Genomic DNA, 18495 nt, shown 5'->3' on the forward strand with positions numbered 1-18495 from the left:
GGCAAGGGCCAAGATCGCTTGCATTATGCGCAAATCCCGCTATGTGCGCGCATCCCTTGCATCCGGACCTGCCGGAACGGGGATACCCAAGAAAGCCGGAGGGGCCCCGCAATCCCGCGGACAAGCCAGCGATCGGCCAGACAGTGAAAGGACAAGAGCATGGCTCTTTACGAGCATGTCTTCTTGGCGCGACAGGACCTGAGCCAGGCTCAGGTCGACCAGCTCGCCGCCACGGCGACCGAAATCGTCGAAGCTAACGACGGGAAGGTCACCAAGACCGAGACCTGGGGTCTCAAGAACCTCGCCTACAAGATCGACCGTAACCGCAAGGCTCACTTCGTGATGCTCAACATCGAAGGCCCCGGTGCCGTCGTTGCCGAGCTCGAGCGCCAGACGCGCATCAACGAAGACGTCATCCGCTACATGACCATCCGTGTCGACGAACACGAAGAAGGCCCCAGCGTGATGATGCGCAAGAACGAGCGCGATTCGAAGAAGCGCAAGGACCGCGAGGAGCGTAACTGATGGCACGTCCGTTTTTCCGCCGCCGCAAGACCTGCCCGTTCTCCGCGAAGAACGCGCCGGCTATCGATTACAAGGACGTTCGTCTGCTCCAGGGCTTCATGTCCGAGCGTGGCAAGATCGTCCCCAGCCGCATCACCGCCGTCAGCGCGAAGAAGCAGCGTGAACTGGCCAAGGCCATCAAGCGCGCGCGCCACATCGGCCTGCTGCCCTACATCGTGAAGTAAGGAGAAGACCTCATGGATATCATTCTCCTCCAGCGCATCGAAAAGCTCGGCACGATCGGTGACGTCGTCACCGTCAAGGACGGCTACGCTCGCAACTTCCTGCTCCCGCAGAAGAAGGCCCTGCGCGCCAACGAAGCCAACAAGAAGGTTTTCGAAGCCAACCGCGACCGTCTCGAGAAGGAAAACGCCGAACGTCGTACCGAAGCCGAAAAGTCCGGCGAAAAGGTCGACGGCGTCGAGATCATCCTGATCCGTGCCGCGTCGAACACGGGCCAGCTTTACGGTTCGGTCAACGTGCGCGACATCGTCAACGGCCTCGCCGACAAGGGTCACGAGATCGACAAGAAGCAGATCATCATGGGCAACCCGATCAAGACGATCGGCATGCATGACGTGCGCGTCGACCTCCACCCGGAAGTCTCGGTCACGATCAAGGCCAATGTCGCCCGCTCGGACGACGAAGCCGAACTGCAGACGCAAGGCGTCGATGTTCTGGCCCAGATGTTCGAAGAAGAGCAGCGCGAGATCGAGGAAATGGCTGCGGCCAACACCACCGATCCCACGCTCGAGCCGGGTGAGATCCCCGCCGACATGCTCGAGGACGGCGCCGACGCCGAAGCTTCGGACAGCGAAGAGAACGCCGAAGGCTGATCCTACGCGAGAAGCAAACAATCAGGGCGCGGCGGCTTCGGCTTCCGCGCCCTTTTTGTAACAAGCGGATTCCTGTGGCAGACGGGGTCACGAAAACGAAAAGAGCCAGGAGAAAAAGGCCCATATGGATTCGATCGAACAGATTCTCGACAAGCTTCAGTCCGTCTACGACGCCGCCGTCACACGGCTGCGGGACGATGTCATCGCCTTCGGCCGCGAGCGTGAGACGCCGCCCGCCGAACGCCGGAAGGATGGCAGCTACGCCTATCCCGAACTGCGCGTCCTCTTCCGTGGGGGCGAGATGCCCGAAGGCGCCAGCCGTGCTTTCGGCCGCCTCAACACTCCGGGCCTCTATGCAACGACCGTGACCAAGCCGAGCCTGTTCCGCGAATATCTGCGCGAGCAGATCGAGCTGATCGAAAGCAATTACGAGGTCGAGGTCGTAGTCGGCTCCTCGCGTCAGGAAATCCCCTTCCCCTATGTCCTCGACGGGCAGGCTGGCGCGGAGCTGGCCGGCATCGATCCCAACGAGATCGCGCGCCATTTCCCCTCCACCGACCTTGCGGACATCGGTGACGAACTGGCGGATGGCATCGAGCTCGACAATCCGAACGACCCCATCCCGCTGTCGCTGTTCGATGGCCTGCGCACCGATTTCAGCCTTGCGCGCCTCGCCCACTACACAGGCACCGATGTCCAGCACTTCCAGCGCTTTATCCTCTTCACCAACTACCACCGCTATGTCGACGAATTCGTCGACTGGGCCGGGGCGCAGCTGGGCAAGAACGGCTACACTGCGCTGGCCGGTGCCGGTGGGCTCCTGCTGACCGAGCAGACCGATAACGCGCGCGCGCAGCTGTCCGACACAGCGTGGCGCCGGCACCAGATGCCCGCCTATCACCTCGTCGGCGAAGGGCGTGGCGGGATAACGCTGGTCAACATTGGCGTGGGTCCGTCCAACGCCAAGACCATCTGCGACCACCTCGCGGTGCTCCGTCCCGAAGCCTGGCTGATGATCGGCCACTGCGGCGGCCTTCGTCCCAGCCAGAAGATCGGCGACTACGTGCTCGCGCATGCTTACCTGCGCGACGATCACGTGCTCGACCCGGTCCTCCCGCCCGAAATACCCCTCCCCGCCATTGCCGAGGTCCAACAGGCTCTCGCTGGCGCGGCCGAAGCGGTCTCGGGCGAACACGGCAGCGATTTGAAGAAGCGCATGCGCACCGGCACCGTCGTCACCACCGATGATCGCAACTGGGAACTGCGCTACACCCAATCGGCCAAGCGCCTGTCCTTGAGCCGCGCGGTCGGCATCGACATGGAAAGCGCCACCATCGCCGCGCAAGGCTACCGCTTCCGCGTCCCTTACGGCACGCTGCTATGCGTCTCGGACAAGCCACTGCACGGCGAGATCAAGCTGCCGGGCCAGGCGAACAAGTTCTACGAGGAAGCCATCGCGGCCCACTTGCAGATCGGCGTGACGGCCTGCGACTTGCTGCGGCAGGAAGGCCCGAAGCTGCACAGTCGGAAGTTGCGGGCGTTCAACGAGCCGCCGTTTAGGTAGAAGGCGCCTTACTCAGGGACCAATGCGTACTCGATGCTATAAGTAGCATCGACTTCGATCTCACCGGGTTCGATGGGGACCTTCGGCCGTCTGATGCGACTGCCCGTTACGACGATAAAGCCGCCTCCCCCGTTGAAATCCACGCGACTATCGGAAACTAGCAAAGTCCTGAAGATCCTCATGCCAAGGGCTTTTGCAGTCGCCTCAGCCTGATCCCTACCCTCAGCTAGCGCTTTAGCTTCGGCTTCCCGAGTAGCCTTCCTTTTCGTCTCGTCAGTGAGGTCAAAGCTCGGCCCGTCAAGTGTGTTACCGCCCGCTTCGAAAAGACGAGTGATCATCTCTCCGGCCTCGTCGAGCTTGCGAGTGTAGACGGAAAAAGTGTTTGCCGCCCTCCATCCAATGACTTCATCGACTTCTTCGCTCTCCGAGTAGACTGGTTCGACCTCCAGATCTCTAGTTTGCACGTCGCTGGCAGGGATGCCGACAGCGCGAATTTCCTCGATTAGAGCCAGAGACTTTTCATTATTATCGAACAAAGCTTTTTCGGCCGTCTCTGCTGTCGTCGCCACACCTATGGATACGAGCAAAACCTCGGGTTTGTAGCGAACCAGACCTTCGCCCTTCACGCGGATTATTGTTTCATTTGGCAGTATTTCTGGTTGCGCGCGAGAGGTCTGCGCATGGAGCGGCTGGAAAGCGCCCAACAATAAAAGGCAAAACAGTAACAGCCCTTTCATCATCCCTTCCCCTTCGTCTTCGTTTTCCCGACCTTCGCGTTGGCGGCCATGTAGTCGATGATCATCCCGGCGATGTCCTTGCCGGTGGCGTTTTCAATGCCTTCGAGGCCGGGCGAGCTGTTCACCTCCATGATCACCGGGCCGTGGTTGGACCGCAGCATGTCGACGCCGCACACGTTCAGGCCCATGCGCTTGGCGGCGCTGACTGCGGTCGAGCGTTCGGCGGGCGTGATCTTGATGAGCTCGGCGCTGCCGCCGCGGTGGAGGTTGCTGCGGAAATCGTCTGCTGCGCCGGTGCGCTTCATCGTCGCGACGACCTTGCCGCCGACCACCAGAGCGCGGATGTCGGTCCCGCCCGCTTCCTTGATGAACTCCTGCACGAGAATGTTGACGTTGGCCCCGCGAAAAGCTTCGATCACCGACTTGGCCGACGACATCGTTTCGGCCAGCACCACGCCGATGCCCTGCGTGCCTTCGAGCAGCTTGATGACCACCGGCGGACCGTTCACCGCCTTGATGATTTCCTCGGCCTGCTTGGGATCATTGGCATAGGCGGTCAGCGGCAGACCCAGCCCGTGCTTGGCAAGGATCTGCATGCTGCGCAGCTTGTCGCGGCTACGCCCGATGGCGACGCTCTCGTTCAGAGGCCAGCAGCCGCGCATCTCGAACTGGCGCAGGATCGAGAGGCCATAGTTGGTGATCGAGGCGCCGATACGCGGGATGACCGCGTCATAGCCGATACAGGGCTTGCCCTCGTAATAGACCTCGGGCCGGTGGCTGGCGATGTGGACCGTACAGCGCGTAGTGTTGAGGATATCGAACTCGTGCCCGCGCTGTTCTGCCGCTTCTCTCAATCGCTTGTGGGAATAGAGGTTCGGGTTGCGGGCAAGCATCGCAATTTTCATGGCTTGTGGCCTTTCTGGACCTTCTTTTCCGGCGTCTGCAGCCACGAATATCCCGAGTCCACTACAAATCGCCGACGCAGCGATGAGCGTCCGATGAGCATCGGGAATTTCATGTCGCTGCGGTCGGCAAGGCTGATCTCGGCGCGGAATTCCGTGTCGCCGATCCGCAGCGGCGTCTTGATGACGTAGCGGTACTGGGTCCCGCCGTTCGAGCTGGTGATACCGCGCACATCGACATGCACCGCCTCGCACACTTGGCGGACGTGCTGCTGTTCGAAATCGACGGCAAAACGGACCATTCGCTGTCCGTCCCGCTCGAATTCCTCAAGCACCGTGCCGTGCAGCGACGAGGTGCGTGCGCCTGTGTCGATCTTGGCGGGCATGGCGTGGAGGCCGATCTCGGGCAGGTGCACGAGCTCCCGCCAGCCGACGACGGGCAGTTCCTTGCGTCTGGTCATTCGATAATCGCTATTCCGTCGCCACCGCCCTCGCCCGGCAGGCGTCGCAGCACGTCGCCGCTGGTGAAATCGACTTCAGCGATCGTGTTGGCCATGGTTTCGGCGACATAGATGCGCTCGCCATCGGGTGACCAGAGGATGGTCACCTGCGTTTTGGCTTCGGCTTCCTCGCGGCTCGACACCGCGATGGTGCGGGTCTTCGCGCCGGTCGCGAGGTCGATTACCGAGAGCGCGCCATCGGCGAGGTCCGACGTGACCGCGTAGTCTCCCTGCGGGCGGATCGCGATGCGCAACGGGAAATCGCCGACCGGCACGTCCTTGATCCTCTCGAGGCTTTGCGGATCGAGCGCATAGGCCATGTCGGAGCCCCGCGCCGAGACCCACAGGGTTTCGCCGTCGGGCGAGAGCGCTATGCCTTCGGGTTCTTCCCCGACCGCCGCAGACTGGGGCGAGCGGCGGGTGACGAGATCCACCCGCGTCACGGTCCGCGAGCCAAGGTCGGTCGTCCAGGCATGCATGGCATCGGGCGAGACCGCGATCATGTGGCTGCCGCGCTTGCCGGTCGCATATTCGTAGGTCCGCGTCTCGCCCAGCGGATCGCGGATCACAAAGACGGACTGGCGGCCTTCCGCGGTGGAATAGAGATCGCCGTTGGCGTGCCAGACAATCCCGTGAGGCCGGGCGTTTTCGCCAAGCTCGATGCTTTTCACGCGCGCCAGCGTATCGGTCCGGAAGATGTCGACGCTGGTCCCGCCGTAGCAGGCCAGCGCGACGAACTTCCCGTCGGGCGAGGTCGCCAGCTCATGCGGATTGGCGCAACTGTCCACCCGCACCACTTCCTCGCCGCTTGCAAGATCGACCTTGGCGAGCGTGTTGCCGAACTTGCCCGCGACGAAGAGCGCACCGCTTACTTGCGGATCGCTCGCCGCCACCGGCGCCTGTTCGGAAATGGGCGCGCAGGCGGCGGCAAGCAAGGCCGGAACGAGGGCGAAGCGGGTTCTTACCACCCTTGCGGCTTGCCTTCGTTCTGCTCGTCGAGCCACGCCTTGAGCGGCGCGAAATACTCGACCATCGCCTTGCCGCTCATCTGGCGTTCGCCGGTGAAGGCTTCCAGCGCATCGGGCCAGGGCTTACTGGCGCCCATTTCGAGCATGGCGTCGAGGTTCTTGCCGACTTCCTCGTTGCCGTAGAACGAACAGCGGTGCAGCGGACCTTCCCAGCCGGCCTGGTCGCAGGCAGCCTTGTAGAACTGGAACTGCAGGATCCGCGCGAGGAAGTAGCGCGTGTAAGGGACATTGCCCGGGATGTGGTACTTCGCGCCGGCATCGAACTGGCTTTCGTCACGCGCGACCGGCGGGGTGATGCCCTGGTATTCGAGGCGCAGATCGTTCCACCCGGCGTTTAGGCTGTCCGCGGGGATATCGCCGTTGAACAGGCCCCAGCGATAACGGTCGACCATCAGGCCGAAGGGGAGGAAGGCGATCTTGTCCATCGCCTGGCGCAGCAGCAGGCCGATGTCCTTGTCGGCGCTGGGCACGTCGGCGGGATCGAGCATGTCGATCTGGACGAGGTACTCCGGCGTGATCGACAGCGCGATCATGTCGCCGATGGCTTCGTGGAACCCGTCGTTCGCGCCGTTGAGATGGAGATAGTCCTGCTCGTTATAGGCGCGCTGGTAGTAATTGTGGCCCAGCTCGTGGTGGATCACGATGAAATCGTCCGCGTTGCGCTTGATGCACATCTTGATGCGCAGGTCGTCGACATTGTCTACGTCCCAGGCGCTGGCGTGGCAGACCACTTCGCGATCGGCGGGCTTGGTGAACTGGCTACGCTCCCAGAAGGTTTCGGGCAGCGGTTCGAAGCCGAGCGAGGAGAAGAAGTCTTCGCCCACGCGGACCATCCGGACCTCGTCATAGCCTTTCTCTTCGATAAGGTCGGTCAGATCGTATCCGAGATCGCCCGTCCCTTCGGGGGCGACCAGCGGATAGATATTGCCCCATTCCTGCGCCCACATATTGCCGAGCAGGTCGGCGCGGATCGGGCCGGTGGCGGGCTGGATCGCGTCGCCGTATTTCTCGTTGAGCTTGCTGCGGACATAGGTGTGCAGCGCCATGTAGAGCGGCTTCACTTCTTGCCACATCCGCTCGGTCTCGGCGGCGAACTGGTCCGGGTCCATGTCGTAGTTGGAACGCCACATCGCGCCCAGATCATCGAAGCCGAGTTCCTGCGCGCCTTCGTTGGCGATGGCTATCATGCGCTGGTAATCGGCGCGCATCGGGGCACCGACATTGTTGTGCCAGCTTTCCCACATCTCGGCCTTCTGGGCCGGGGTGAGGTCGAGAGCGCCCATCGCGGCCTCGATGTCGGACCCGTTGATTTCCTCACCGTCGAGCGTGCCACGACCTTGACCGTACGCAGCCCCCAGCTCGGTCGATATGCGCGCAAGTTCGGCGGCTGCTCCATCCCTGACCGGCGCGGGCATGACAATCCCGTTGCGAAGCATGTCGAGCTTGCGCGCAACTTCCGGATCGAGGCCCTCCACGCGCGCATATTCGGCCGCCTTGTTGGCGTAGGCAACCGACTTCTCGGTCGATTCAGCGCCGTATTTCGCCGCCAGCATATTGCTGTCGTGCACGATGTAGGTCGAATTCACCCACAGCACGCGGCCGTATTCCACCGAGAAATCGAACAGGTCCTTTTCGACCATCGCCACCCAGTCCGCCGCGCCCTGGGGCGTCATCGGATAGGGATCGGCGACCGCTGCGGTGGCTGCCGGGGCAGGTTCTGCATTGGCGGTGCTGCAGGCGGCGAGCGAAATGGCGAGCGCGGACAGCGCGACGGGTGCGAATTTCATAGGTGACCTTTCCCGAAAGGGTTGTTTTTCCATCGAGACACGATTGCACCTCCACCGAGAGGGAATCAAGCGTTGCCGCGCGTCATCCTCCGCACGACGATGCCCGAAAGCACGGCAAGGCTTGCAATGATCCACGCAGCGATCTTGATCGGTTGCAGGAATGCGGCAAGCGCGGCGAGCGTATCGTTTCCGGCAAATTGCACGAGCTGGATGAACTGGGCGATGGTTTCCCCGTAATCGGTCACCAGGAAGACCAGTCCCGAAACAAGGGCGACCCATCCCAAACGCCGCAGCCATGCAGGTGGCTGGGCGCGAAAGAACAAGCCCGCAAGGATGCAGCCCAAGCCATAGACGCCGATGAAAACAAAGTCCCCGATCATTCCCCATCGGGCATGGCCGAGCAGGCCGGCATCCTTCCAGGCCTGCTGGATGCGCCAGACTTCCACAGCTGTACCCGCCGCCTGGTGATCGAGGATTCCGCCCGGAACGTCCTTGATTGCGAGCGGTGCGTGCGGAATTCGCAGGAGCGCGAAGACAATCAGTCCTGCGAGCCACACGACCCACCAGTAGCGCACAAGGAGGTTCACGCCGTACGTGCGAGCCAATCGGCCATCGTCTGGCCGAGGTCGGGCTTGGTGACGCTGCCCATATGTGTGCCGGGCACTTCGGCGTAGGTGGCGTCCGAAAGGAGCGCGGCCAGCTCCTCTGCCGAGCCGTTGTCACGGTCCTCGTTGCCACAGACGACCAGCGTCGGCACGGTGACATCGGACAGCATAGCAAGGTCGAGATCGGGCATGGTGTCGAGCAGCAACCGCGCCGCAACCCGGTTCACGCCCTGCGATTTCAGGAACTGCATCGAGAAATAGGCCGGATCGCCGCGCGGGATCGCGTCGAACTCGTCGATCACGCGTTTGAAAAAAGCGCTGCGCTTGGCCCATTCGCCAAGCCCTGCCGTCCCCATGCCGCCGACGATCAGCCGCGCCGGTTCGAGCACCCCATGCGCCACCGCGTGAAGCGAAGTGCGCGCGCCAAGCGAGAAACCGCCGAGGTCGTAATCCTCCAGCGCGAGATGCTCGACCAGCGCCGCGACATCGCGCACCAGCACGTTCTGCGGATAAGCCGCAGGGTCCTCGGGCGCAGCACTTTCGCCATGGACACGGAAATCGAGCATCAGGACCTCGAAGCCGCGCTCCGCCAGAAGCTGCGCGTGCCCCCACTTGATCCAGTTCATCTCCGCACTGGAGAAGAGGCCGTGCAAGAGCACCAGCGGCCTGCCCTCGCCCGACCTATGCAGCGCCAGCTTCGTGCCATCGAAGCTCTCGAAGATCTCCATTTTCATCGCTTCGTCAGCCCCTGCTGTTCCATGCGCCATTGCACCATTTCGATGCGGTCCTGCCCGAAGAAGGGTTCGCCGTCGAAGACCAGAGTCGGAACGCCCCAATGGCCGTTGGCTTCAAGAGCGTCCTGATTGGCGGCGATCTCGGCATCAAGTCGCTCGGCGTCGCCCTCGACCTCGGCGATGATCTCCTCGACGCCTAGGCCCGCGGCTTCCAGAGCGTGGTCGAGGTGACCGCCCTCGTGCCAGCCCTCCTGCCCGCCCCAGATCATCCTTCCCGCTTCTACGGCGAAGACGAGCCCTGCCCCACGCCGGGCGGCGGCCTGACCCATGCGGGTAACGCGGCGGATGTAGGGCTGGTCCTCGGCGATCTCGCGCGTCGCCATGTCTTGGATGATCGGATCGGGCCGAGGCGCGCCGAAGGGGATGCCGTGGAACTGTGCCACGCGGATCATGTCGCGCATGGTGTAGCCCAGCCAATTCGGATGATTACGCTCAAAGAAATCGGGCTGGCGGATGGCCAGCGGATACACCGGTTTCAGCGCGATCTTGAGATCATAATCCTCGGTCATCGCGCGATAACGCCCGACGGAGAGATAGCTGTAGGGCGAACGGAAGCTGAAATAGAGATCTGCGGTCAGGGTCATGCCGCTTCTATACAGGCAAGCCTGCTCAGCGGAAGACGCAGCCTATTCCGGCCTGCAGCGCGGCGATGCCATCACCATCGGCAAAGCCGGTTACCGTGCCGTAATCCATCGTCTCGTACTGGAATTCGCCGTCGATCGTCGTCTCAAGCTCGCGCACCGGGCGCTCGGACTTGAGGTCGGAAAGCAAGGTCACGCCGGGTCGTACGCCGTCGCTGGTGGCGACGCCGTCCTTCGCCCCGGCTCCGCCGATCGGACTTTCCTGCAGATACCAACCGGCAAACCGGCCATCCATGAAGCCGAGTTGCAGCGGGCCGAACCGGCTGAATTCCATCGGACCCGCGCCGCAATCCTGGTTGGTCGAACGTTCGGGCGCATTGCCGAAAGCCTGTTGGAACGCCGCATCGACTTCCTCGCGCTGCGCGCCGAACTGGATACCCTGGCCCTGATAAGGCGACGCGCCATTCGCATTTACGACTGCAGCCAAGTCGTCGTAGCGCGTGATCAAAGGGCTGTCCGGTCTGTCGCCGGATTGCTCCTCACCGCTCTGCGATTTCGCGTCGCGATCGCCCCCGCACGATACGAGGGCAATCGAACCGGCAAGAACCAGAAGGTGCCTCATCCTTTTTTCAGACATTCGCGGCCGAGCAATTCGGCGATCTGCACCGCGTTGAGCGCCGCGCCCTTGCGAAGGTTGTCCGACACGCACCACAGAGCGATGCCGTTGTCGACCGTCGGATCGTCGCGCACGCGGCTGATGTAGGTGGCGCTGTCACCGGCGCTTTCGACCGGGGTCACGTATCCCTCGTCCTCGCGCTTGTCGATCAGCATGATGCCGGGCGCCTCGCGCAGGATTTCCTGTGCTTGTTCCGCCGACAGTTCGTTCTCGAACTCGATATTCACGCTTTCCGAATGGCCGACGAAGACCGGCACGCGCACGCAGGTTGCATTCAGCTTGATCTTGGGATCGAGGATCTTCTTGGTCTCGACCACCATCTTCCACTCTTCCTTGGTCGAGCCATCGTCCATGAAGACATCGATGTGCGGGATGACGTTGAAAGCGATCTGCTTGGTGAACTTTTCCGGCACCACGGGATCGCCGACGAAGATCGCGCGGCTCTGCTGGAACAGCTCGTCCATGCCCGCCTTGCCCGCGCCGGAAACCGATTGGTAGGTCGAGACGACAACACGCTTGATCGTCGCGGCATCGTGCAGCGGCTTCAAGGCCACCACCAGCTGCGCGGTCGAGCAGTTGGGATTAGCGATGATGTTGCGTTTCTTGTATTCGTGGATTGCCTCGGGGTTCACCTCCGGCACGATCAGCGGCACGTCGGGGTCCATGCGGTAGAGCGAGCTGTTGTCGATCACCACGCAGCCGGCCGCCGCCGCCTTGGGCGCGTATTCCTTAGCCGGGCCGCTTCCGGCCGCAAACAGCGCAATATCCCAGCCGGACCAGTCGAAATGCTCGATGTTCTTGCATTTGAGCATCTTGCCCGTGTCGCCGAATTCGACTTCGCTGCCGTGGCTGCGGCTGGATGCCACGGCTGCCACCTCGTCACAGGGAAACTCGCGCTCGGCGAGGACCTGCATTATTTCGCGCCCGACATTCCCGGTCGCGCCGACTACGGCAACACGATAACCCAATGCACTTCTCCAATATGAATTGCCGCCGAGATAGCGATTGGTTTCGCGCCCGCAAGCGCACATTCGATTGCGGGCGCGAAAGGTTCATTCCGGGGGCGTCACGCCATGATGCTCGAGGAAGCGGAACACCGTGTTGTAGCGGTGCGGGCTGATCTGCTCGCCGGAGACGCGGTGCGTGTAGCCGGGATACAGCATCATCTGAAACGGCACATTGGCCTCCTGCATCGCCGAGATCACCTCGGTCGCGTTTTCGAATACGACGTTGTCGTCCGCCATGCCGTGGATCAGCAGGAGCGGATCGGTGATTTTCGTGGCGTTCGGGATGGCGGACGCGGCCTCATAGGCCTCGGCATCGTCCTGCGGCGTGCCCATGTAGCGTTCAGTGTAATGAGTATCGTAGAGTTCCCACCGCGTGACCGGCGCGCCCGAGATGCCGGCGGCGTACAAGCCGGGATCGGCCTGCAACTGCTTGAGAGTCATGTAACCGCCGTAGGACCAGCCATCGATGGCAATCTTGTCCGGATCGACGAAATCGAGCGTCTTCAGGTACTCCGCACCCGCCTTCTGATCGCGCACCTCGACCCCGCCCATGGCGCGGTAGATCGGCTGCTCAAAGGCGACGCCGCGGTTGGCGCTGCCACGATTGTCGAGCGCGAACCAGATATAGCCCTTGTCGACAATTGCCTGCCTGAGAGCGCCATTCCAGCCCTTGTTGACGATCTGCGGGCCCGGACCGCTGTAGTGGTAGTAGTAGACCGGATATTTCTTCCCCGGCGCCATCTCGGGCGTGACCATTTCCCAATACAGCGGCGTGCCGTCTTCTGCGGGGATGGTGCCGTACTTGGTCGGGCGGTGGCTGGCGAGGAAGGGCGCGTAGGGGTGGTCTGCGTCCAGCGCGTTTTCCTCGATCCAGGCGAGCCGCTGGCCGGTGGCATCAGCGATATAACTTTGCGGCGGACGGTCGTCGTTGGAGCGGCTGATGAGCAGCGTCTGCCCCTTGCCGTCCATGCTCGCCGAGTGGGTGTAGCCAAGCTCGGTCAGGCGGGTGATTGCACCGGGATTAGCAAGGTCGACGGAATAGACGTGCTGCTCGAGCACACCATCCTTCGTGCCTTGGAAGAACACGCGCCCGGCCCGCTGGTCGACGCCGACCAGCTTGGTGACGACCCACTCGCCGCTGGTCAGCTGGGTCCAACCGGTCTTACCCGCTTCGTCGAGCAGGTAGAGGTGGCCATAGCCGTCACGCTCCGACCACCAGACGAGATTGCCATTATCCAGCCACTTGTAGTCGCTGCCGAGGTTGATCCAGTAGTCCTCGACTGCCGCGTTTTCGGTGAACAGCACCTGGCTCTCACCCGTAGCGGAGTCGACACGCAGGATGTCCATCACCGTCTGCTCGCGGTTCTGGCGGGTCACGTAGAGATCGTTACCCGACCAGTCGACGCGGGCGAGGTAGATGTCGGGGTTGTCGCCGAGGTCAACCTTCACGCGGTTCTGGCCGTTAAGATCCATCACATAGAGTTCGACCACGGCGTTGTCGCTGCCCGCCACCGGATAGCGCTGGTCGAAGACCTTGGTCCCCGTCGCCCCGATTGCGGCGCGTGTCACGATGCCGACCCCGCTTTCATCGAAGCGCTCGACCGCGATGCGGCTCTCGTCCGGGCTCCACCAGTACCCGTCGATACGCGCCATTTCCTCCTGCGCGACGAATTCGGCCTCGCCCCAGCGAATGTCGGCGCCTTCCTTGGGCGTGATCGGCGCGGCCTCGCCCATCACCTCGCCGACCCACAGCTGGCGGTCGCGCACGAAGCTGATGTAGTTGCCATGCGGGCTCAGCGCGGGATTAAGCTCGCTTTCCTCGGTATCGGTGACCTGCACCACCTGCCCGTCGAGGCTGGCGAGGTAGAGGTCTCCATCCAGAGGGACGAGGATGGCCTTGCCGTTCGAGGTCCATTCGTAGCTGATTATCCCTAAAAGATTACCCACGCGCGCACGCTCACGCTGCATCTTCTCGTCCTCGGACAATTCGCGGCCCGAGCCCACCTTCTCGCTATCGACCAGCATCAACCACTCGCCCGTCTCGCGGTCGAAGGCCCAAAGGTCGTAGCGGGCCAGATCATCCTCGCGGTTGCGCAACACGGTGAGATAACGGCCATCGGGCGAGAGCTTGGCCTGCCGCGGGCTCGGCCCGTCGAGGCTGGGCGAGGCAAAGACCCGCTCGAAGGTGAGGTCCATGGCGGCTTTCTCCTGCGCTGGGGAATGGTGGTCGGCATAGGCCGGGGCGCTGAGGCACGTGCCCAGTACGAGGGCGGCGGCGAGGTTGAGCGACTTCATGTTCTCTCCCGGAATCAATCGCCAGGCGTCCTCGCAAGGGCGGAAGGCGAAAGCAAGCGCCACCACCGCAACACGGGTTTTTATGCTTAAATTCGAGTTAAGCGCGTCTCCTTAAATTCTCTTAAGGTGCGGCTGTCAGAAACTGTCCTTGTCACCGGGCGGCCACTTCCGGCTCACAGGCTTCCCGGCGGCATCAAGACCGGGCCGATTTCGGCTCATCATGATCCCCACGTGACAAGGGCGGCCTCTTCTGGGAGGTCGCCCTTATTTCTTGTGCGCATTGGGGCGGCCTCTTCAGGGAGGTCGCCCTTATTTCTTGTGCGACGTGGAAAAGGCGATCGCGCAAACGAAAAGGGCGGCCCCGCAGGACCGCCCTTCCCTTGTCTCTTGCGAGAAGCTTTACGCCCCAGAAATCAGGACTTCGGCGCGTTGTCGCGGCGTTCCGCGATACGCGCGCGCTTGCCGGTGCGGCCGCGCAGGTAGTAAAGCTTCGCGCGACGCACGATACCGCGGCGGACCACGGTGATGCTGTCGACGATCGGCGAATACACCGGGAACACACGTTCCACGCCTTCACCGAACGAAAGCTTGCGGACGGTGAAGTTGCTGCCCATGCCGCGGTTCGAGCGGGCAATGACAACGCCTTCGAAATTCTGGACACGCTCGCGGGTGCCTTCGACAACCTTCACGCCGACGCGGACGGTGTCGCCTGCGCGAAATTCGGGAATGTCCTTGCCGAGGTTTTCGATAGCTTCGGCTTCGAGCTGCTGGATCAGGTTCATTGGCCTGGTCTTCCTACTTCTTTTGCCGCGCATCAGAGGCAGACTGGTCCCGATCGCCACTGTAGCGATCCCAAAGGTCCGGCCTGCGTAACCGTGTGTCTTCCTCGCTCCTTGCCTTGCGCCAAGCAGCGATCTTCGCATGATCCCCCGATCGCAGCACTTCAGGGATCGTGCGCCCTTCCCATTCCTGGGGTCGGGTGTATTGCGGATATTCGATGAGCCCGTTCTCGTAGGACTCTTCGACTCCGCTATCGGGCGCGCCCATTACTCCGGGAAGCAGCCGAATGCAAGCGTCGAGTATGGCGATAGCCGCGGTCTCCCCGCCCGACAGGACGATATCGGCAAGACTGACCTGCTCGATCTCGGGGTAATGGTCGAAAATCCGCTCGTCGAAGCCCTCGAACCGCCCGCACAGAATGGCGACGCCGGGGCCGGCCGCGATTTCTCGAATACGCGCCTGCGTGATGGGCTTCCCGCGCGGTGTCATGGCGAGGATGGGGAGCGGCGCAACACCTGCATCCGTTCGTGCTGAGCCTGTCGAAGTATGAACGGTTTCGCGCGCCGCCTGCACTTCGACAGGCTCAGTGCGAACGGAGTTTTGGTGGCTCGTAATCACATGATCGAGCGCCCGCCCCAGCACATCGGCCTTGAGCACCATGCCCGCTCCGCCGCCTGCCGGCGTGTCATCGACCGTACGATGCTTGTCCTGCGCGAAATCGCGGATCTGGACGGTCTCGCACGACCAGCCCCCCCGCTCGAGCGCCTTGCCCGCAAGCGACACGCCCAGCGGCCCAGGGAACATCTCGGGATAGAGGGTCAGGATAGTGGCGGCGAAGGTCATGCCTCACCGATCCGCTTTTTGATGGAGCGCCAGATTAGGAACAAGGGGATCGTAATTAGCAGATAACCTACTGGCAGTATCAATCCGTAAAAAGTCAATGCAACGAAGTCAGCTCTGCCAGCGTTGAAATCGAGTGATCCCGTTCGAGGGAAAAGCATTATAGAAATAGCGAGTCCTAACGAAAGTAGCGGAACAACCGCGATCCAGAACCACCAGTTCTTAAGTCTTCCGTCCGCGCTCAACGACCTGACGACGAAGGAGCAGCTTCCTGCGAAAACAATCGCAATCGTAATGTCTAACACTGCGGTAAAATCGGTCATACCCAATCGACCCCGCTCTTCGCTCGTGTATCAACCTTCAACTCAAACACATCGGGTCGGGAATAGTGGCCGTCCGTGTCAAGGCTCGTTAGCCCCTGCCCGATCTCGTTGAGGTCGAGATCTGCATACAGCGTTTCCTCTCCCTCGCCCGCCTGAGCCATGATCCACGCATCGGGCGCGATGATCATCGAACCGCCGCGATTGAGCGCATCGCCCTCGATTGCTTCGATGAGCTCCTTCGCTGCCGCACCGGCACCGGCACGCTCCAGTCCGTCGAACAGATCGTCCTTTGCCTGCACCAGCCCCGCCGCGAGCACAAAGCAGCGACCCTCCATCGCATAATGCCGCGAGGCGAGCGCGTATTCTTCGCGCACGGTGGGCCAGCAGGCGACGTGTACGCTTTCGCCAAGGTTGTGCATTGCCGCCCGCGCCAAGGGCATCCAGTGCTCCCAGCAGATCAGCGAGCCGACCTTGCCCCACTCCGCCTGGTGCACGCCCAGCGTCGAGCCGTCGCCGCGCATCCAGACAAGGCGCTCGCCATGGGTGGGCACTAGCTTGCGGTGGTCGAGCACGGGCAGGCCGGGCCGGAAGGTCATCTGGTTGTTGTAGAGGCTCGACCGCACCCGCTCATGAGCGCCGATGCTGATGACCGCGCCGCTCTCGTCGGCGAGCTCCTGCAAGGGCAGCAGCCGCTCGTCATTGGCCACCACGGCCTGTTCGAGCAGGATTCGGTGCAGCGCCTTGGTGCCGGGATGGTCCCACAAAGCCGCGCCGGGCGCCTCGTCGAGCCACAGCGGATAGCCGCCAAGAAACGTCTCGCCGAACGCGACCAGCTGCGCCCCGCCCTCCACCGCCTCACGCGCCAGGCGTACGGCCTTTTCGATCCCGTCGCCAATGGCGAGCGGAATGGGCGCGGCTTGGACGATGGCGACGTTCAGCGTGGTCATGCATGGGCGGTTAGCGCGGGCGGCACCGTTTTGCCATCCCGCGCGTTAACCCCGGCATGAGCGAACCAATCGACGACTGCATCATCATCGGCGCCGGGCCTGCGGGCTTGACGGCGGCGATCTATCTGGCGCGCTACCACCTCGACATCCGCCTGTTCGATTGCGGCACCAGCCGTGCGAGCTGGATCCCGACCAGCCGCAACCACGCCGGCTTTCCCGATGGCATCAATGGCGAGGAATTGCTCGACCGGATGCGCGATCAGGCGGCGAAATACGGCGCCATGCGCGAGCCCAAGCGAGTTACCGATCTCACCAAGCCGGACGAATGCTTCACCGTCACCTGCGACGACGAGAGCTATCGCGCGCGCACTGTCCTGCTCGCGACCGGCGTGGTCAACAACCGCCCCGAAGGCATCGACGAGCAGTTGCATGACGAGGCCCTCTCGCGCGGGCTCATCCGCTATTGCCCGGTCTGCGACGGGTACGAGGTGACCGACAAAAAGGTCGCGGTGATCGGCACCGGCGACCACGGTACAGCCGAAGCGCAGTTCCTCCGCACCTATACCAGCGATATCACGCTGGTTTCCCCCGGCGGCGATCACGATCTGTCGGACACATGCAGCAAGGCATTGGATGAAGCGGGCATCAAGCGCGTCGCGGGCCCTTGCGGGGATTTCGCGGTGGAGAATGGCGCGATCGTGTTCGACACAGCCGAAGGGCGCATGCGGTTCGATTCGATGTATCCCGCGCTCGGCTCGGTCGTGCGGTCGGGCTTGGCGCAGTCCTGCGGCGCCAAGGTAAGCGACCAAGACTGCGTGCTGGTGGACGATCATCTCGAAACGAGCGTGTCCGGCCTCTTCGCCGCGGGTGACGTGGTGCTCGGGCTGGATCAGATCAGCCACGCCATGGGGCAGGCCGGCGTCGCCTCGACCGCAATCCGCAATTACCTGGCCGAAATAATGCCCTTAAGGCGTTAGCCCGAACATTTGATGAAGACGACGCCGTCGCCGGTTATCGTGGCCGACCCGATCTTGACCGGATCATAGGCTGCATCCGTTGCAGGACGCAGGATTGCGACCCCATCCGGACCGCGGCTTTCCATCGGCAGATCCGGCATCGGCTCGTCGAGGTCGAGGCGCGGATAATCGCCCAGGATCACGAGCGCATTGTCATCATGATCGGCGATATCAGCCTCCATCACGAGACCGCCCGACGTGCGACGGATGAAGAAATCGGGATTATCGCAATCGGCGGATACGCCTTTAGCTACCCACACGCCGGTAAGGTAGCTTGCGCTCAGTTTCTGTCCTCCTGCCCGGGAGGGATCGCGGTCACGTGCGGGTGGGGCGATGGAATCGATACGATTTGGCTCGATCGTGCCGCGGCCTTGCTGACACATGCTCATTTCCGCTCGATCTCCGGTGATCCGGACATAATCGCCCGGGCCGAATGCCTCTTCCCCAAGCGCAAGCGCCCAAGTGTCACCATCGGGAGTGCGAAGGATCGGGCATTCTACTCCGGCCTCGATACGGCCTTCGACGGTAATTTCACCCGTCGCGAGGTCGGGCCGATCAAGGCGGCCTTCCGCCCCGGCGTCCGTCTCGGCCGGCAGGTCGGAACCGCCTGGGTCGCGCTGGCCTTCGGATGAACCGCAAGCGGCGAGCCCTATAAACAACGGAAGTGCGAGTGATCTGAGAAGGTAGGTCATGGCAGGCCAACGGGGTTCATT

The 18495-nt window shown here is 62.6% G+C and carries 20 protein-coding genes and 1 pseudogene; 5 read left to right on the plus strand and 16 right to left on the minus strand.

Translation table 11 applies throughout. The features are described from left to right. Positions 1-159: 159 nt before the first annotated feature. The 4 genes and pseudogenes from rpsF to ED21_RS02905 all read left to right on the plus strand — a co-directional run. Positions 160-525, plus strand: coding sequence for a 30S ribosomal protein S6 (rpsF, locus tag ED21_RS02890; RefSeq protein WP_006832329.1), 366 nt, complete (start codon positions 160-162; stop codon positions 523-525). After that, positions 525-749, plus strand: a complete 225-nt coding sequence (rpsR, locus tag ED21_RS02895; protein ID WP_006832330.1) for a 30S ribosomal protein S18 — start codon at positions 525-527, stop codon at positions 747-749. The genes rpsF and rpsR overlap by 1 nt, the downstream gene beginning before the upstream one ends. A gap of 12 nt (positions 750-761) precedes the next feature. Continuing rightward, complete coding sequence (gene rplI, locus ED21_RS02900) at positions 762-1400, plus strand: 50S ribosomal protein L9 (RefSeq protein ID WP_006832331.1); 639 nt, start codon at positions 762-764, stop codon at positions 1398-1400. A 109-nt stretch (positions 1401-1509) separates the two neighbouring features. Continuing rightward, positions 1510-2964 (plus strand): annotated as a pseudogene (locus ED21_RS02905) (AMP nucleosidase); the annotation flags it as partial. Positions 2965-2972: 8 nt separating this feature from the next. On the opposite strand, the gene ED21_RS02910 reads toward ED21_RS02905, so the two are convergent. From ED21_RS02910 to ED21_RS02980, 15 genes are all read right to left on the minus strand, one after another. Next, the gene (locus ED21_RS02910) at positions 2973-3704 is read right to left on the minus strand and encodes an SIMPL domain-containing protein (RefSeq protein WP_006832333.1); all 732 of its coding nucleotides are present in this window, start codon (positions 3702-3704) and stop codon (positions 2973-2975) included. Further along, positions 3701-4606 carry a 30S ribosomal protein S6--L-glutamate ligase gene (gene rimK / locus ED21_RS02915; protein ID WP_006832334.1) on the minus strand — a complete coding sequence of 302 codons (906 nt, stop codon included), beginning with the start codon at positions 4604-4606 and terminating at the stop codon, positions 3701-3703. The genes ED21_RS02910 and rimK overlap by 4 nt, the downstream gene beginning before the upstream one ends. Then, positions 4603-5064 carry a RimK/LysX family protein gene (locus ED21_RS02920; protein WP_006832335.1) on the minus strand — a complete coding sequence of 154 codons (462 nt, stop codon included), beginning with the start codon at positions 5062-5064 and terminating at the stop codon, positions 4603-4605. The genes rimK and ED21_RS02920 overlap by 4 nt, the downstream gene beginning before the upstream one ends. Continuing rightward, positions 5061-6071, minus strand: a complete 1011-nt coding sequence (locus ED21_RS02925) for a YncE family protein (protein WP_233995691.1) — start codon at positions 6069-6071, stop codon at positions 5061-5063. Before ED21_RS02925 ends, ED21_RS02920 begins: the two co-directional genes overlap by 4 nt. After that, a complete protein-coding gene (locus ED21_RS02930; protein ID WP_006832337.1) occupies positions 6065-7918 on the minus strand; it encodes a M2 family metallopeptidase in 1854 nt (617 codons plus the stop codon). The genes ED21_RS02925 and ED21_RS02930 overlap by 7 nt, the downstream gene beginning before the upstream one ends. A 65-nt stretch (positions 7919-7983) precedes the next feature. Further along, entirely contained in the window at positions 7984-8523 is a 540-nt protein-coding gene (locus tag ED21_RS02935) for a hypothetical protein (protein WP_156787232.1), read from the minus strand. Continuing rightward, on the minus strand, positions 8502-9257 hold the full coding sequence (locus ED21_RS02940) for an alpha/beta fold hydrolase (protein ID WP_006832339.1): 756 nt from the start codon (positions 9255-9257) through the stop codon (positions 8502-8504). The genes ED21_RS02935 and ED21_RS02940 overlap by 22 nt, the downstream gene beginning before the upstream one ends. Beyond that, positions 9254-9901 carry a 2-hydroxychromene-2-carboxylate isomerase gene (locus ED21_RS02945; RefSeq protein ID WP_006832340.1) on the minus strand — a complete coding sequence of 216 codons (648 nt, stop codon included), beginning with the start codon at positions 9899-9901 and terminating at the stop codon, positions 9254-9256. The genes ED21_RS02940 and ED21_RS02945 overlap by 4 nt, the downstream gene beginning before the upstream one ends. A 25-nt stretch (positions 9902-9926) precedes the next feature. Continuing rightward, entirely contained in the window at positions 9927-10520 is a 594-nt protein-coding gene (locus tag ED21_RS02950; RefSeq protein WP_006832341.1) for a hypothetical protein, read from the minus strand. Next, a complete protein-coding gene (locus tag ED21_RS02955) occupies positions 10517-11542 on the minus strand; it encodes an aspartate-semialdehyde dehydrogenase (protein ID WP_006832342.1) in 1026 nt (341 codons plus the stop codon). Before ED21_RS02955 ends, ED21_RS02950 begins: the two co-directional genes overlap by 4 nt. Positions 11543-11626: 84 nt before the next feature. Further along, positions 11627-13876: a S9 family peptidase gene (locus ED21_RS02960; protein ID WP_034921272.1), complete on the minus strand. Its 2250-nt coding sequence runs from the start codon at positions 13874-13876 to the stop codon at positions 11627-11629. Positions 13877-14289: 413 nt separating this feature from the next. Further along, positions 14290-14658, minus strand: a complete 369-nt coding sequence (rplS, locus tag ED21_RS02965; RefSeq protein ID WP_006832344.1) for a 50S ribosomal protein L19 — start codon at positions 14656-14658, stop codon at positions 14290-14292. Between the two features lie 13 nt (positions 14659-14671). Continuing rightward, complete coding sequence (gene trmD / locus ED21_RS02970; RefSeq protein WP_006832345.1) at positions 14672-15499, minus strand: tRNA (guanosine(37)-N1)-methyltransferase TrmD; 828 nt, start codon at positions 15497-15499, stop codon at positions 14672-14674. Beyond that, on the minus strand, positions 15496-15819 hold the full coding sequence (locus ED21_RS15580) for a hypothetical protein (protein ID WP_006832346.1): 324 nt from the start codon (positions 15817-15819) through the stop codon (positions 15496-15498). Before ED21_RS15580 ends, trmD begins: the two co-directional genes overlap by 4 nt. Continuing rightward, positions 15816-16766: a carbon-nitrogen hydrolase family protein gene (locus tag ED21_RS02980; RefSeq protein WP_006832347.1), complete on the minus strand. Its 951-nt coding sequence runs from the start codon at positions 16764-16766 to the stop codon at positions 15816-15818. Before ED21_RS02980 ends, ED21_RS15580 begins: the two co-directional genes overlap by 4 nt. A gap of 56 nt (positions 16767-16822) precedes the next feature. On the opposite strand from ED21_RS02980, the gene ED21_RS02985 reads away from it, so the two are divergent. Further along, positions 16823-17743 carry an NAD(P)/FAD-dependent oxidoreductase gene (locus ED21_RS02985; protein WP_006832348.1) on the plus strand — a complete coding sequence of 307 codons (921 nt, stop codon included), beginning with the start codon at positions 16823-16825 and terminating at the stop codon, positions 17741-17743. On the opposite strand, the gene ED21_RS15310 is transcribed toward ED21_RS02985, so the two are convergent. After that, positions 17740-18474 (minus strand): DUF5818 domain-containing protein, encoded by a 735-nt coding sequence (locus ED21_RS15310; RefSeq protein WP_156787236.1) that lies wholly within the window; start codon positions 18472-18474, stop codon positions 17740-17742. The genes ED21_RS02985 and ED21_RS15310 overlap by 4 nt on opposite strands. Positions 18475-18495: the final 21 nt, after the last annotated feature.

It is taken from the genome of Erythrobacter sp. SD-21, from assembly GCF_000181515.1.
Classification (GTDB): Bacteria; Pseudomonadota; Alphaproteobacteria; order Sphingomonadales; family Sphingomonadaceae; genus Qipengyuania.